Here is a 12,995-nt window from a genome sequence, read left to right on the forward strand (position 1 = left end):
TCAGACGGACCAGCGGCTGCAACCTCGTCGTGCACGGTCATGTGGGACTGCTATCAGGAGATGGCGTTGATGGCGGTGGTCAGCTTGGTCTTGAACTGCTCCGGGATCGGGATGTACCCGGCCTCGTCCAAGCCCTGCTGGCCGTTGGTGACCGCCGAGGTGAGGAAGGCCTTGACCGCCTTCGACGTGTCGGCGTCGGAGTACTTCGAGCACACGATCTCGTAGGTCGGCATCACGATCGGGTACGCGCCCGCCACCGACGGCTTGTAGAACGAGGAGGTGTCGATGACCAGGTCGTTGCCCTGGCCGGAGACCCTCGCGGACTCGATCGCCTTGCCCGCCGAGGCGACGCTCAGCGTCACCGGGTCCTTGCTCGCCGAGGTGATGATCCGCGCGATCGACAGGTTCTGCGCCTTCGCGAACGACCACTCGTTGTAGGTGATCGAGTTCTTGGTGCTCTTCACCGCGGCCGAGGTGCCCTCGTTGCCCTTCGAGCCCGCGCCGACGCCGCCGTTGAAGGCCTTGCCCGCGCCCTTGCCCCATGCGCCGTCGGAGGCGGAGTCCAGGTAGAGCTGGAAGTTGTCGGTGGTGCCCGACTCGTCGCTGCGGAAGATCACGGCGATCGGCTCGGACGGCAGCTTGGCGTTCGGGTTCAGCGCCTTGATCTCGGGCGCGTCCCAGGTGGTGACGGTCCCGTTGAAGATCTTGGCGGCGGTCGGGCCGTCCAGCGCGAGATCGGTCACGCCGTCGATGTTGTAGGTGATCGCGACCGGGCCGAACACGGTCGGCAGGTTCCACGCGGGCGAGGCGCAGCGGTCGGCGGCCTTCTTCGGCTCGTCCTTCTTCGCGCTCAACGGGGAGTCGGAGCCACCGAAATCGGTCTGGCCACCGAGGAACTCGCTCACACCGGCGCCCGAGCCGCTCGAGGTGTAGTTGAGCGTGGCGCCGTCGCAATTCTTCTCGTACGCGGCGATGAAGCGCTCCATCGCGTTCTTCTGCGCCGAAGAGCCGCTGGCCTTGAGGGCCTTCTTACCGCCGCAGGCGACGTCGACCTTGGCCACGTTGCCCGAATCTGCCGAGGTGTTGTCGTCGCTGCCACAGGCGGCCAGCGCCATGGCGCCGACGGCCAGCACACCAACGAGGGCGCTGCTGCGCTCGAGTTTCACTATTCCTCCGGAATGGCGTTCTACTCGTCCGGTCCCTCACCGGCCCGGACGGGTGTTGTGGTGCTGTTCGCGGGGAACTTGCGCACCAGGCAGCAGTGTGCCGCCCTCACTCAACCTAAGGTCACGTGGTTGACAGTTGGACCGACCTGAGTGAACGGAGAATGAACAGCCCGGCGCGATTGCACCTGGTAGATGTGACGTTTGCCGCAGTTTTACTGGCGCGCATCCATTCTGCTGCCTGTTAGTCAACCTCCGCCGCCGCGTAGGCGACGTCGACATGTGCCGGAGCGAATCCGAGACGGGTATAAGTGCGCACCGCGGCGACATTGTCGGCCTCGGTGTAGAGCAGAACTTCGGCCGATCCGCGGTCCCGCAGGTGATGCAAACCGGTCAAGGTGAGCAGCCGACCGAGTCCGCGCCCTTGCGCCGCCGGATCGATGCCGACCACGTAGACCTCGCCGAGCGGCGGATGCTCCGCGTGATGCACCTTGGTCCAGTGGAATCCCAGCAGACGATCAGGGGCCGCGGTGTCGAATGCCAGGAACAGGCCCGCCGGGTCGAACCACGACTCGTCACGGCGGATCTCGATGTCGTGCCGGGTCCACGCGCCCTGTTCCGGGTGCCAGGCGAAGGCGGCGCCGTTCACCCGCAGCAATTCCGCGTCGTCGGCGGGACCGGCGTAGGTGCGCAGCACGATGCCGTCCGGCACGGCCAATTCCGGTAGCTCAGTAGTTGCCAAAGACCGTCGCATCTGCCACAACTCCCGCGCGGCCCGCAGCCCGAGCCGCGCTGCGACGGCTTTGGCCGCCGGGCGGTCGCCGTGCGCCCAGACCCGCGCGCCCGGACCGCCCGCGGCCAGCGCTGCCGTGACCAGATCGGTACCGACGCCGTGACCGCGCCGAGCCGGGTCGACCGCGACCTCGGCCATAGCAGGGTGTTCGCCGTGGGCCGGAACGAGATTCGCGTAGCCGACGACGGCGCCTTCGCGCCGCGCGAGCAGATGGCGCGCTCCGGTATCCGCGCCCGAAGTCAGCGACAGCACGGCCTGTTCCGAGACCGGGGCGACACCGTCGGCCTCGGTGGCGCGCGCGAGCAGATCGGTGACCGCTCGCGCGTCGCCCGCGTCGGGGCGGTCGGTCCACGGTGTCGTCGCGCCGCTCATCGGCCTCCGTTCATCGAGCCTGCGGACCCCGCATGGAGTCCACTCCTGGCAACGTCATAGCGGCAGGTGGCATTTCGGCGCCGCCGAAGTGATGCGGGCAGGGTCCGCCGACGATTACTGCACGGAGCCGTTGACCGGCGTGAGCGGAGAATCGTCGGTGCCCTCGTTGTCGTCGTCCGGAAAGCTCACCTGCTCCCCCTTGACCGCCGCGCGCGAGGGGCGCACGGCCTTGTAACCGACGTTGCGCACCGTGCCGATCAGCGACTCGTATTCGGTGCCGAGCTTGGCGCGCAACCGTCGCACGTGCACGTCCACGGTGCGGGTTCCGCCGAAGAAGTCGTAGCCCCAGACCTCTTGCAGCAGCTGCGCGCGGGTGAACACCCGGCCCGCGTGCTGCGCGAGATACTTCAGCAGCTCGAACTCCTTATAGGTGAGGTCGAGCGGGCGGCCACGCAGACGCGCCGTATAAGTGCCCTCGTCGATCACCAGCTCACCGAGGGTGATCTTGCCGGTGTTCTCCGGGCTGGCCACGCCGCCGTTGCGGCCGACCAGCAGCCGCAGCCTGGCGTCGAGCTCGGCGGGGCCGGTGCCGGGCAGCAGGATGTCGTCGAGTCCCCAGTCCGCGTTCACGGCGACCAGGCCACCCTCGGTGAGCACCGCGACGACCGGCACCGAGGACCCGGTGCTGCCGAGCAAGCGGCACAGGCCGCGGGCGGCGGCCAGGTCCGTCCTGGCATCCACCAACGCGACATCCGCCGTGCCTGCCTCTAGCAGCGAGGCCACCTCCGTGGGCGCAGGGCGCACGTTGTGCGCGAGCAACGCGAGCGAGGGCAACACCGACTCGGGGTTGGGGTCGGAGGTAAGCAGGAGCAGCTCCACGGGCCCTCCTCCCATCTCGTAGCCACGTGGATGCGGCAGCGCCGCCGCGGCCACGTCGCTAATCACAGGTAATCGGATGCAAGATTAGCGCGTAACAAGGCATGACCACGCATTCCGGGGTCGGCGAGCGCACCGGAGGACACCCGGGAGCCCCGCCCGGGCCAACCGATATGGTGCGTACATGGGTTACGTATCGGGCATGCCCGCCACCGGCGAGGCCCCCGAGGCGGTAGCCGAACGCGCGCCGCGCGGCTCCCGGCCGCCGCGGCCCGAGACCCGGAGAGACGGGGGAGCATGCGCAAGCTGATCATCGGCCTGCTGTGTCTGGCTGGGTTCGCCGTCGTCGTCGACTTCAGCACCGCGGCCTATTCGGAGTATCGCGTGTCCCGAGCGCTGCGCGACGGCGCCGATCTCACCGCCGATCCCGAAGTGACGATCCACGGTTTCCCCTTCCTCGGCCAGGCCTGGGACAGCCGCTACGACCACGTAGAGATCCGGGCCCGCGCGAAGCGACTGGACATTCCAGGGGAGATCGCGCTCGAGGCGACGCTGACCGGGGTGCGGCTGCCGGTCGGCGAACTCGTCGACGGCAGCCTGCGCGGCGTCCCGGTGGAGCGCGTGGACAGCCGGTTGCGGGTGGAGCCGACCGAACTCGGCAGGCTGTTCGGCATTCCCGATCTGCAGGTGCACTCGCGGCCTGCCGACAAGTCCGACGGGACCGGCGGATCGGGCGGTTCCGGCATGACCACCACGGGCGCACTGGTGCTCACCGGAACCATGCCGGAGACGCCGGGCGCGCAGTACGGCGGTGAAAAGGTCAGCGTGCAGGCCGATCTGCTGCTCGACGGCGATCAGGTGAAGATCGTGGCGACCGGGTTCTACCGCGGCCCGCCCGGCACCGAGACCATGCCTGTGGCGGTGATCACCGAGGCCGATCGCCCGGCGGTCCTCGCCCGCTTCACCCGTACCATCGACACCAAGGAATTGCCGTTCGGTGTCCGGCCTACCAAGGTCTCCGCTCAGGGCGGTCAGATCGTCGTGGAGGGCAAGGGCGTGAACGTCACGATCGACCTCGACCGATTGCAGCGACCATGATCCAAGTCACCATCCTCGCAGTAGTACTGCTCGCCGCGCTGGCGGTGGGCGTCCTGCTGCGTCGGCGCGACGGCAAGATCCGCGCGGCCGACGGCATCGACCTGTCCCATACCGGCCGCGCGGAACTGCTGGCGTCCGTCGGCGTGACCGGCGCCGGTCCCGCGGTACTGCATTTCTCCGCCGAGTGGTGCGGACCGTGCTCCGCTGTTCGCCGGGTGGTTGCCAACGTCACAGGCCAGCTCGCGGGCTCACCGCAGCCGCCGCAGGACATCGAGGTGGACATCGACGCCGAGCCCGCGCTCGCCCAGGAGCTGAACGTGCTCTCGCTGCCCACCACGTTCGTCTTCGACATCGAGGGCAGGGAACGGTTCCGCATCTCCGGCGTGCCCAAGGCCACGGATCTGCACTCCGCGCTCGAGCCGCTGACCGCGGCGGCCTGAGCTGCGACGACAAGCCCCCTGGACGGAAGTGATCCACCCCGGGTCCATATTCTCCCGCCGAATTGGGTAAACTGCTGACGTGCTTACCAACCACGAGCTGATGCTCACCCGACGCCGCACAGTGGATCTGTGCCGGCTCGGTGGTTGTTGCTGCCTGTGCCGCTGAGCGGTCGGCTTCTCCGGATTTCCTGACGCCGACCCCTGTCCGCCGCGCGAGCGATCTCACGATCCCCCGGCGAATTGGCAAATTTTCAGTCATCGGACTTATTCAGCGCAGGAGTACGCACAATGTCCACCCAGATCCGTAACACTTCCGAAGCGATCCCCGTTTCATCCGACCGAGTCGACGTGCGCGGACCCCGATTCGCCGCATGGGTGACCACCGGTGTCCTCGTCGTGGTGCTGCTCGCCGCCGCGTTCTCGCCGGTCGCCGCGGGGGTGTTGATCGCCCTGCAAGCAGTCGTCTTCGCGGTCGGCGCCGCCCTCGGCCCGCGCCGCCACCCCTACGGCCGGGTCTACGCGGCCTTTGTCGCGCCGCGTCTCGCGCCGACTACCGAGACCGAGCCGACGGCCCCGCTGCGGTTCGCGCAGTTGCTCGGTTTCGTGTTCGCGGCCGTCAGCCTGCTGGGCTTCGCGCTCGGCTCCACGATCGTCGGCGCGGTGTTCGCCGGCTTCGCCTTGTTCGCGGCGTTCCTGAACGCGGCGTTCGGGCTCTGCCTGGGTTGCCGGATCTATCCGCTGGTAGCCCGCCTCCGCCGGACCCCGTCACCGGCATCGAACTGACCCTGCACGTCATCTCTGAAAGGAAAACAATGGCTCGCTCCGATGTCCTGGTCTCCGTTGACTGGGCCGAAGAGAACCTCAACGCCCCCGGCGTCGTGTTCGTCGAGGTCGACGAGGACACCTCCGCCTACGACGGTGGTCACATCGAGGGTGCCGTCCGGCTCGACTGGAAGAAGGACCTGCAGGATCAGGTTCGTCGCGACTTCGTGAACCAGGAGCAGTTCTCCGACCTGCTCTCGGCGCGCGGCATCTCGAACGACGACGAGGTCATCCTGTACGGCGGCAACAACAACTGGTTCGCCGCGTACGCCTACTGGTACTTCAAGCTGTACGGCCACAACAACGTCAAGCTGCTCGACGGCGGTCGCAAGAAGTGGGAGCTCGACGGCCGTCCGCTGTCGACCGAGCCGGTGAACCGGCCCGCCACCCAGTACAAGGCGTCGGCGCCCGACCTGAACATCCGCGCCTTCCGGGACGAGGTCATCGCGGCCATCGGTACCAAGAACCTGGTCGACGTGCGTTCGCCCGACGAGTTCACCGGCAAGATCCTGGCGCCCGCCCACCTGCCGCAGGAGCAGAGCCAGCGTCCCGGCCACATCCCCGGCGCCATCAACGTGCCGTGGAGCAAGGCCGCGAACGAGGACGGCACCTTCAAGTCCGACGCCGAGCTGACCGAGATCTACAAAGAAGCCGGCCTGGACGGCGAGAAGGAGACCATCGCGTACTGCCGGATCGGCGAGCGTTCCTCGCACACCTGGTTCGTGCTGCAGGAACTGCTGGGCCACCAGAACGTCAAGAACTACGACGGCAGCTGGACCGAGTACGGCTCGCTCGTCGGCGCTCCGATCGAGTTGGGAGAGTAATCCATATGTGTGCAGCACCTACCCAGGGCCAGGCCATCCCGGCCGGTGTCGACGTGGAGAAGGAGACGGTCATCACCGGCCGTGTCCTGAGCACCGACGGCCAGCCGGTGGGCGGGGCGTTCGTGCGCCTGCTCGACGGCAACGGTGATTTCACCGCCGAGGTCGTCGCGTCGGGCACCGGTGACTTCCGGTTCTTCGCGGCTCCCGGCTCGTGGACCGTCCGCGCGCTGTCCTCGGCGGGCAACGGCTCCGCCGAGGTGCACCCCGAAGGCGCGGGCATCCACGCGGTGGACGTCGCGGTCGCCAAGTAACGCCTCGCAGTCGTCGAACGGCCCCGGTTGCTTTCCGCTCCGCGGAAGCACCGGGGCCGTTTGCGTGCCGCGAAAGCGGGGTCGTTAGACTCGAAACGTGGTCCTCTTCTTCGAGATTCTGCTGGTGGCCGTGGCCGTCCTGATCGGCTGGTTCGGCCTCTACGTCTTCTACCGGCTGTTCACCGAATCATGAGCGAACTCGCGAGCGAAGGTTCCGATCCGGCCGAGCGAGCGAGTGAACAACTGAACGGCAACGCTCCGGCTGATTCTGCCGGTCGCCGCAGCGGCGACCAGGCCGTAGCCGAGGCTGCCGAACGGGCGAAATCGACCGGTGCCCGCAACATCCCGGTCCTACCGGATCTTCCGCTGCCCGAGGACACGGCCAACTTGCGCCTCGGCCCGGACCTCAGCGCCTCGATGCTCGCGCTGCTCCCGCTGGTGGGCGTGTGGCGCGGCGAGGGTGAGGGCAACGATCCCGAGCGCGGGGACTACCACTTCGGCCAGCAGATCGTCGTCTCGCACGACGGCGGCGACTATCTCGCCTGGGAATCCCGGTCCTGGGTCATCGAGGCCGACGGCACCTACGGCGGCCCCGACTTGCGCGAGAGCGGCTTCTGGCGGGTCGGCATCGACGGCAACGACGAGGTCATCGAACTGCTGCTGGCACACAGCGGCGGCATTGTGGAGCTGTTCTACGGGCAAGCGCTGTCCCAGTCGTCTTGGGAACTGGCCACCGACGTGGTGATCCGCAGCCAGTCCGGCATCGTCGTGGGCGGCGCCAAACGCCTCTACGGCATCGTCGAGGGCGGCGACCTGGCCTACGTCGAAGAACGCGTGGTAGCCGACGGCCCCCTCCAACCCCGCCTCTCTGCCCGCCTCCAGCGCTACATCGGCTGAGAATTTCTCCTCACCCAGCACGGAACCCCGCCGCGCTCGGCGCTGCCCAACGCCATCGCAGGCTGGCCGCAGCGGAACGCAGTACGTGGTCTGCTGCAACACCTGACCGACTCCAACCCAACGCAACACCTGATCTCGCGAGCACATGGGTAACTCACCGGGAACGCCCAAAACCCACCCACATCCCCAACGCAGGCCCTGTGACCAACCCAGGCCAAACCCCACTAGTACGGCCTGAATACCCGGAGAGGCGGACCAGCACAGAACAGCCCCCGAGCCATACCGGTGCGATTGTGGTCGCACGGGTCCGGTCGGACGGACCGGGGCTCGGGGGCCGGGTGACTGCCTGGAATTCGCTAGCGCTCGCGCGGGCGAAATCCACCTGCAGCGGTGGCGCTAGCGGACAGCCACCTCACGTGTCCTATGAATAATCATTCTTCGAACCACCTCCTTCCTGTGTACGAACGAATCTAGCGATGCGTCAGTAGCTCGGCAACGGATTTTCTCGGTGGGCTGAATCGGCGCTGCCGCATGGCGTCCCGTGCCCCGCGAAGTCCGTCGTGACCTGCCCTGATGCGGATACTCGCAGCACCGCGTCGGCCCGGTGGTCGTCCGGGAGCTGGTGCGTGACGACGACCACGATCCGATCCGGTTCCACGAGACCGCTGTCGGCGTCCAACAGGTCGCGCAGCAGCTTCGCCCCGGCTTCGGCTTCCAAGTGCTCGGTCGGTTCGTCGAGCAGCAATACCCGCGCCGGTGACACCAGGGCGCGCGCGAGCAGGATCCGGCGACGCTGGCCACCCGACACGGCTGCCGCTCCCCCGACGAGATCGGTGTGCACACCCTGCGGAAGCCCGTCCAACCAGTCCCCGAGACCGACTGTTCGCAAAGCTTCTTCGGCTTCTTCCGCGGTCAGATCACCGCGGGCGACCCGCAGATTCTCCAGTACGGACGTGCCGAACAGGTGCGCGTCTTCGGCGAAGAAGGTGACGCCGGGGCGCGGCGTATCGAACAACCCGGCCCACTTCATGAGCAGAGTCGTCTTGCCCGCGCCGCTGGGGCCCACCACCGCGATCCGCCGTCCGCAGGGCAGTTCCGACACATGGGCGTCGATGGGAGGAGTCCGAGCGACGTTCGCCGCGTCTTCGGCATGTGGGGGGCGGGTGGTCTGCCGCGCCGACGGGCCGACCGCCGCGCTCGGGGGCGAGTCGGGCTCGAGTCCATCCAGGCGATGCAGGGCCGCGCGGGCCGTGGTCAGCGTCTGCGCCGCCGTGGGCAGCGGGCCGACCGCTTCGAAGGCCGATAAGGGCAAGAGGACCAGGACGACGAGCGCCATGGGCGTCATCGCGCCTGGTGAGCCGCCGTCCGGGCCGTAGAGGGTGATGCCGATCAGCAGCGCGCCGAGGACAGCGGCGCCGATGGACAGGGGCGTGGCAGCGGCCGACCAGGCGCTGCGCGCGGCGGCCCGATCTTCCGCGGCGACCGCACGGCGCGACGCTTGCCCGGCCGCGGTGAGGGCGGCATCCAGGCGACCGGCTACGCGTAGTTCCGCGGCGTGGTCCAGCACGGTGAGGGCCTGAGCGGTGAACTCCGCCCGGTCGGCCCGCACGGCGCGTTCCGCCTCGGACGCCGACTTGGCCGACAACCACGGTGCGACGATGCCCGAGAGGGCCAGCGCACCCGCCAGGATCGCTGCGGCGGCGGGCGAGATCGTGGCCAGCAGTGCGACGGCGGCGAGTGAGAGCACGAGGGCGACCGCGACCGGCACGAACGCGCGGACCACTACGGCGCCCAAGTCGTCGATGTCGCTGCCGATCCGGACCAGGAGATCTCCACGGCGAAGCGGCTTGCCCGACCGATCGCCGCCACTCGGCGACACCTCGGGTCGGCGCAGCCAGAAATCCGAGCGCGCCAGCGTCCGGTAGACCGTGGTTCGCGCTGTTGTCATAGCGCGCAGTGCGACGTCGTGCGTGGCGAGACGTTCCAGGTACCGGCACAAGCCACGGGAGATGCCGAGCGCGCGCACCGCCACCACAGCAATACTCAGATCGAGCACCGGCGGCATCTGCCATGCGCGGGCGATCAGCCAGGCCGCCAACGCGGCGAGCCCGAGCCCGCTGCCGAGCGCCAGCACGCCCCATCCGATCGCCACCGCGACCCGCCAACGGGACAATTCGAGCAGCGCCCACATCCGGCGCAGATCACCGGGCACCGTGGAACCGGCGGCACGCGAAACGGCCCGCGTCGCGCGTCCGCCGGTCCCACCCGTGTTCATCCCAGCACCTCCTCTCGCGAGGTGCGCAGGTCCGCGCGCACCTGCACGACATGATCGGCGGCGGCCAGCACGGTCGGGCGGTGGCCGACGACGACGACCGTCGCGCCCATACGGGCCCTGGCTTGGAGTGCGGCCAGTACGGTGGCTTCGGCGGCGGCGTCGAGGTGCGCGGTCGGCTCGTCCAGCAGCAGGATCGGGCGATCGGTGGCCAGCACCCTGGTCAGCGCGAGGCGTTGGCGTTGACCGAGCGACAGGCCGACGCCACCCGGGCCGACCACCGTGTTCCAGCGCTCGGGCAGGTCATCGAGCACGGCGTCGAAACCGGTTGCCAGACAGGCGGCTTCGAGATCATCCAGAACGCGCGCCGGGCCGCGTGCGGCGTGGTCCACCGTCCGCGCGCCGAGTAATTCGAGGTTGTCGCGCAATGTGCCGGGCACCAGCACCGGCCGCTGCGGCAGCCAAGCCACACGCGCCCACCACTGGTCCTGGTCCAGTTCGCGGACGTCCACCCCGTCGACGGTCACGGCACCTCGGTCGGGTGTGATCAGGCCCAGAATCGCCTGTATCGCGGTCGATTTACCGCTTCCATTGGGACCGGAGAGCACCGTGAGGGCACCGGGCCGCAAGATCGCCGACAGGCCCGCGGGCGCGAACCGGTCCCGCGCCTGGACCGACAGGTCGCGGAGTTCGACCGTGCCGGGGCACTCGGAGCCGCTGCGGCGAGCCGTCTGCACGGCTTCCTCCGGCAAGGCACAGCGGTCGCATGTACCGGCGCGCGTCGACTCGTCCGGCACCGCACCGACGAGCGCCATCCCCCGCACGCCCCGGCTGAGCAGCGACTCGACCGGCTCGCCGTCAGGCGCCGTCGCCGTGCCGGAGTCCTGGGGACTGCCGCGGCGAGCCGTCACCACGGCCTTCTCCGGCTCGGTGCGTCGACAATCGCATGTACCTGCGTGGGCCGACTCGTCCAGTGCGCCCACACCGGCGTGCGCCGCCGCGGGCCGCGCGCCGTGGCCGGGTAGCCGCTCGGTCGGCTCGGCGGGCGTGGACTCGAGGATCGCGAACGCTCGGTCCGCGGCCGCCATACCGTCCTGGGCGGCATGGAAACGTTCGCCCACCATGCGCAGCGGCAGATACACCTCCGGGGCGAGCACCAGCACCACCAAGCCCGCGTAAAGACTCATCTCACCGAAGACCAGTCGCAGCCCGATGGAGACCGCGATCAGTGCCACGCTCAGCGTGGCGAGCAACTCCAGCACCATGGAAGACAGAAAGGCGATGCGGAGCGCGCCCATGGTGCGCCGGCGCAGCGCGTCGCCGAGATCGCGAACACGGTGCCGCATGGTGCGCGCGGGTCCGGTCGAACCGCCCGTCCCGGTGTCGTTCCGCTGTCCCCGCGCAGTGGGCTCGGGTTCCGCGTCGCCGGTCTCCCTGCCGAGCGCACGCAGTGTCGGCATGCCCGCGAACAGATCGAGCATTTGGTCCGACAGCCGGGTGGTGGCCGCGAGCGTGGCTTCCGCCCGCCCCTGGGTCAGCAGCCCGATGAGGATCATGAAGATCGGGATGAGCGGCAAGGTGATCACCACGATCACACCGGAAGTCGCATCGTGGGCCGCGATGACCGCGAGCACGATCGGCGGAACCAGCACCGCCAGCAGCAGAGCGGGCAGGTAGCCTACGAGATATCCGCGCAACCCGGACAGGCCCGTGCCGACGACCACGGCCAATTCCGTTCGACGCGCGTCGAGTTCGCGAGGCGACAGCCGTGCGCCCGCATCGAGCACCGCGCCTTCCAGCTCCGCCACCACGCTCGCGCCCGCTCGGTGCGCCAGCCGGGACTGCGCCCACGTGGCGAGCACCCGGGCCGCGATCGCGACCGCGAGCACGACGAGTTCTACCGTCCACGCTCCGAGCGTGCGCGCACTCGGATCGGTGACCACCCCGGCGAGCACCCGCCCGATCAGCACCGCCGCGACCACGATCGCGCCGGTGACGACCAGCGACAGCGCCACGCTCAGCGCGAGGTAGCTGCGCGCCGAGCGGGCATAACGCCACAGGCGCGGATCGATCGGCGGGCGGGCCATGGCGTCAATCCTGCGCGACCCGCAGGGGCAGGCCGACGGGGGGCGGGATCTGCTCGACGGTGATCCGCTTGCGGAACACCCAGTACGTCCAGCCCTGGTACACCAGCACAACCGGCGTGGCCAGCGCCGCGGCCCAGCTCATCACCTTCAGCGTGTACGGCGTGGAGGACGCGTTGTAAACCGTCAGGTCGAACGCCGCATCGATCGTCGAGGGAAGCACCGCGGGGAACAGCGAACCGAACAGCAGCGCGGTCGCCGCCGCGACGGTCACCGTGGTGCCGATGAACGCCCATCCGTCGCGCTGCGCGAGATCGGCCGCCGCCGCCACGACCAGACCGAGCACGGCCAGCCCCAACGGAATCCAGGTCCAGCCGGTCCCGTAGGCCAGCTGGGTCCACAATCCGAATCCGCCGACGACGGCCACGGTCGGGATCAGCAGCAGCCGAGCGGTGCGTCGTGCGTCGTCGCGGACCTCGCCCGCGGTCTTGAGCACCAGGAACATCGCTCCGTGCAGCGCGAACAGCAGTCCGGTCGCCAGCCCGCCGAGCAGGGCGTAGGGCCCGAACAAGTCGGCGACCGAGCCCGCGAACTGCTTCTTCTCGTTCAGCGGGACACCGTGCACCACATTGGCGAACACCCAGCCCCACGCCAGCGCCGGAACCCAGGAGCCGATGCCGATGCCGATGTCGCAGCGGGCCCGCCAGCGCGGATCGTCGATCTTGCCGCGGTACTCGATGGCGCAGATCCGCAGGATCAACGCGACGAGCACCAGCAGCAACGCCAGGTAGAAGCCGGAGAACAGGCTGGCGTACCACTCCGGGAACGCCGCGAACATCGCGGCGCCCGCGGTGATCAACCAGACTTCGTTGGCGTCCCACACCGGCCCGATCGTGTTGAGCACCGCGCGCCTGCGCCGGTCGGACCCCTTGCCGAGGATCGGCATGAGCATGCCGACGCCGAAGTCGAAGCCCTCCAGCACGAAGTAGCCGGTGAACAGCACACCGATCAGGACGAACCAGAACTCTTGCAGACTCATCGCC

12 protein-coding genes are annotated in these 12,995 nt (G+C 69.0%); 6 read left to right on the top strand and 6 right to left on the bottom strand.

Features of this window, described 5'->3' with window-relative positions; genetic code table 11:
* Nucleotides 1-53 precede the first annotated feature (53 nt).
* The 3 genes from pstS to ACWEO7_RS22100 all read right to left on the bottom strand — a co-directional run bounded on the left by pstS (nucleotide 54) and on the right by ACWEO7_RS22100 (nucleotide 3,207).
* Complete coding sequence (pstS, locus tag ACWEO7_RS22090; protein WP_452425728.1) at nucleotides 54-1,166, bottom strand: phosphate ABC transporter substrate-binding protein PstS; 1,113 nt, start codon at nucleotides 1,164-1,166, stop codon at nucleotides 54-56.
* 241 nt (nucleotides 1,167-1,407) lie between these two features.
* Nucleotides 1,408-2,328, bottom strand: a complete 921-nt coding sequence (gene mshD, locus ACWEO7_RS22095) for a mycothiol synthase (RefSeq protein ID WP_452425730.1) — start codon at nucleotides 2,326-2,328, stop codon at nucleotides 1,408-1,410.
* Nucleotides 2,329-2,442: 114 nt separating this feature from the next.
* Nucleotides 2,443-3,207 (bottom strand): winged helix-turn-helix transcriptional regulator, encoded by a 765-nt coding sequence (locus tag ACWEO7_RS22100; RefSeq protein ID WP_452425732.1) that lies wholly within the window; start codon nucleotides 3,205-3,207, stop codon nucleotides 2,443-2,445.
* Nucleotides 3,208-3,501: 294 nt separating this feature from the next.
* Between ACWEO7_RS22100 and ACWEO7_RS22105 the strand changes: the two genes are divergently transcribed.
* The 6 genes from ACWEO7_RS22105 to ACWEO7_RS22130 all read left to right on the top strand — a co-directional run bounded on the left by ACWEO7_RS22105 (nucleotide 3,502) and on the right by ACWEO7_RS22130 (nucleotide 7,596).
* The gene (locus ACWEO7_RS22105; protein WP_452425734.1) at nucleotides 3,502-4,302 is read left to right on the top strand and encodes an LmeA family phospholipid-binding protein; all 801 of its coding nucleotides are present in this window, start codon (nucleotides 3,502-3,504) and stop codon (nucleotides 4,300-4,302) included.
* On the top strand, nucleotides 4,299-4,742 hold the full coding sequence (locus tag ACWEO7_RS22110; protein WP_452425736.1) for a thioredoxin family protein: 444 nt from the start codon (nucleotides 4,299-4,301) through the stop codon (nucleotides 4,740-4,742). The genes ACWEO7_RS22105 and ACWEO7_RS22110 overlap by 4 nt, the downstream gene beginning before the upstream one ends.
* A 288-nt stretch (nucleotides 4,743-5,030) precedes the next feature.
* Nucleotides 5,031-5,525, top strand: coding sequence for a DUF4395 domain-containing protein (locus ACWEO7_RS22115; RefSeq protein WP_452425738.1), 495 nt, complete (start codon nucleotides 5,031-5,033; stop codon nucleotides 5,523-5,525).
* A gap of 29 nt (nucleotides 5,526-5,554) precedes the next feature.
* The gene (locus ACWEO7_RS22120) at nucleotides 5,555-6,388 is read left to right on the top strand and encodes a sulfurtransferase (protein ID WP_063023275.1); all 834 of its coding nucleotides are present in this window, start codon (nucleotides 5,555-5,557) and stop codon (nucleotides 6,386-6,388) included.
* 5 nt (nucleotides 6,389-6,393) lie between these two features.
* The gene (locus tag ACWEO7_RS22125; RefSeq protein ID WP_452425740.1) at nucleotides 6,394-6,699 is read left to right on the top strand and encodes a DUF1416 domain-containing protein; all 306 of its coding nucleotides are present in this window, start codon (nucleotides 6,394-6,396) and stop codon (nucleotides 6,697-6,699) included.
* Between the two features lie 189 nt (nucleotides 6,700-6,888).
* Nucleotides 6,889-7,596, top strand: coding sequence for an FABP family protein (locus ACWEO7_RS22130; RefSeq protein WP_452425742.1), 708 nt, complete (start codon nucleotides 6,889-6,891; stop codon nucleotides 7,594-7,596).
* A 481-nt stretch (nucleotides 7,597-8,077) separates the two neighbouring features.
* On the opposite strand, the gene cydC is transcribed toward ACWEO7_RS22130, so the two are convergent.
* The 3 genes from cydC to cydB all read right to left on the bottom strand — a co-directional run bounded on the left by cydC (nucleotide 8,078) and on the right by cydB (nucleotide 12,991).
* Complete coding sequence (gene cydC / locus ACWEO7_RS22135) at nucleotides 8,078-9,787, bottom strand: thiol reductant ABC exporter subunit CydC (protein WP_452425816.1); 1,710 nt, start codon at nucleotides 9,785-9,787, stop codon at nucleotides 8,078-8,080.
* Nucleotides 9,788-9,867: 80 nt separating this feature from the next.
* Nucleotides 9,868-11,955, bottom strand: coding sequence for an ABC transporter ATP-binding protein/permease (locus ACWEO7_RS22140; RefSeq protein WP_452425744.1), 2,088 nt, complete (start codon nucleotides 11,953-11,955; stop codon nucleotides 9,868-9,870).
* Nucleotides 11,956-11,959: 4 nt separating this feature from the next.
* Entirely contained in the window at nucleotides 11,960-12,991 is a 1,032-nt protein-coding gene (gene cydB, locus ACWEO7_RS22145; RefSeq protein ID WP_452425745.1) for a cytochrome d ubiquinol oxidase subunit II, read from the bottom strand.
* Between the last annotated feature and the right edge of the window lie 4 nt (nucleotides 12,992-12,995).

The sequence above is a fragment of the Nocardia sp. NPDC004260 genome (assembly GCF_053603155.1).

Coding starts and splice junctions, on each gene's coding strand:
- mshD (WP_452425730.1), bottom strand. CDS start 2,328: ATGAGCGGCGCGACGACACCGTGGACCGACCGCCCCGACGCGGGCGAC.
- ACWEO7_RS22105 (WP_452425734.1), top strand. CDS start 3,502: ATGCGCAAGCTGATCATCGGCCTGCTGTGTCTGGCTGGGTTCGCCGTC.
- ACWEO7_RS22110 (WP_452425736.1), top strand. CDS start 4,299: ATGATCCAAGTCACCATCCTCGCAGTAGTACTGCTCGCCGCGCTGGCG.
- ACWEO7_RS22115 (WP_452425738.1), top strand. CDS start 5,031: ATGTCCACCCAGATCCGTAACACTTCCGAAGCGATCCCCGTTTCATCC.
- ACWEO7_RS22120 (WP_063023275.1), top strand. CDS start 5,555: ATGGCTCGCTCCGATGTCCTGGTCTCCGTTGACTGGGCCGAAGAGAAC.
- ACWEO7_RS22125 (WP_452425740.1), top strand. CDS start 6,394: ATGTGTGCAGCACCTACCCAGGGCCAGGCCATCCCGGCCGGTGTCGAC.
- ACWEO7_RS22130 (WP_452425742.1), top strand. CDS start 6,889: ATGAGCGAACTCGCGAGCGAAGGTTCCGATCCGGCCGAGCGAGCGAGT.
- cydC (WP_452425816.1), bottom strand. CDS start 9,787: ATGTGGGCGCTGCTCGAATTGTCCCGTTGGCGGGTCGCGGTGGCGATC.
- ACWEO7_RS22140 (WP_452425744.1), bottom strand. CDS start 11,955: ATGGCCCGCCCGCCGATCGATCCGCGCCTGTGGCGTTATGCCCGCTCG.
- cydB (WP_452425745.1), bottom strand. CDS start 12,991: ATGAGTCTGCAAGAGTTCTGGTTCGTCCTGATCGGTGTGCTGTTCACC.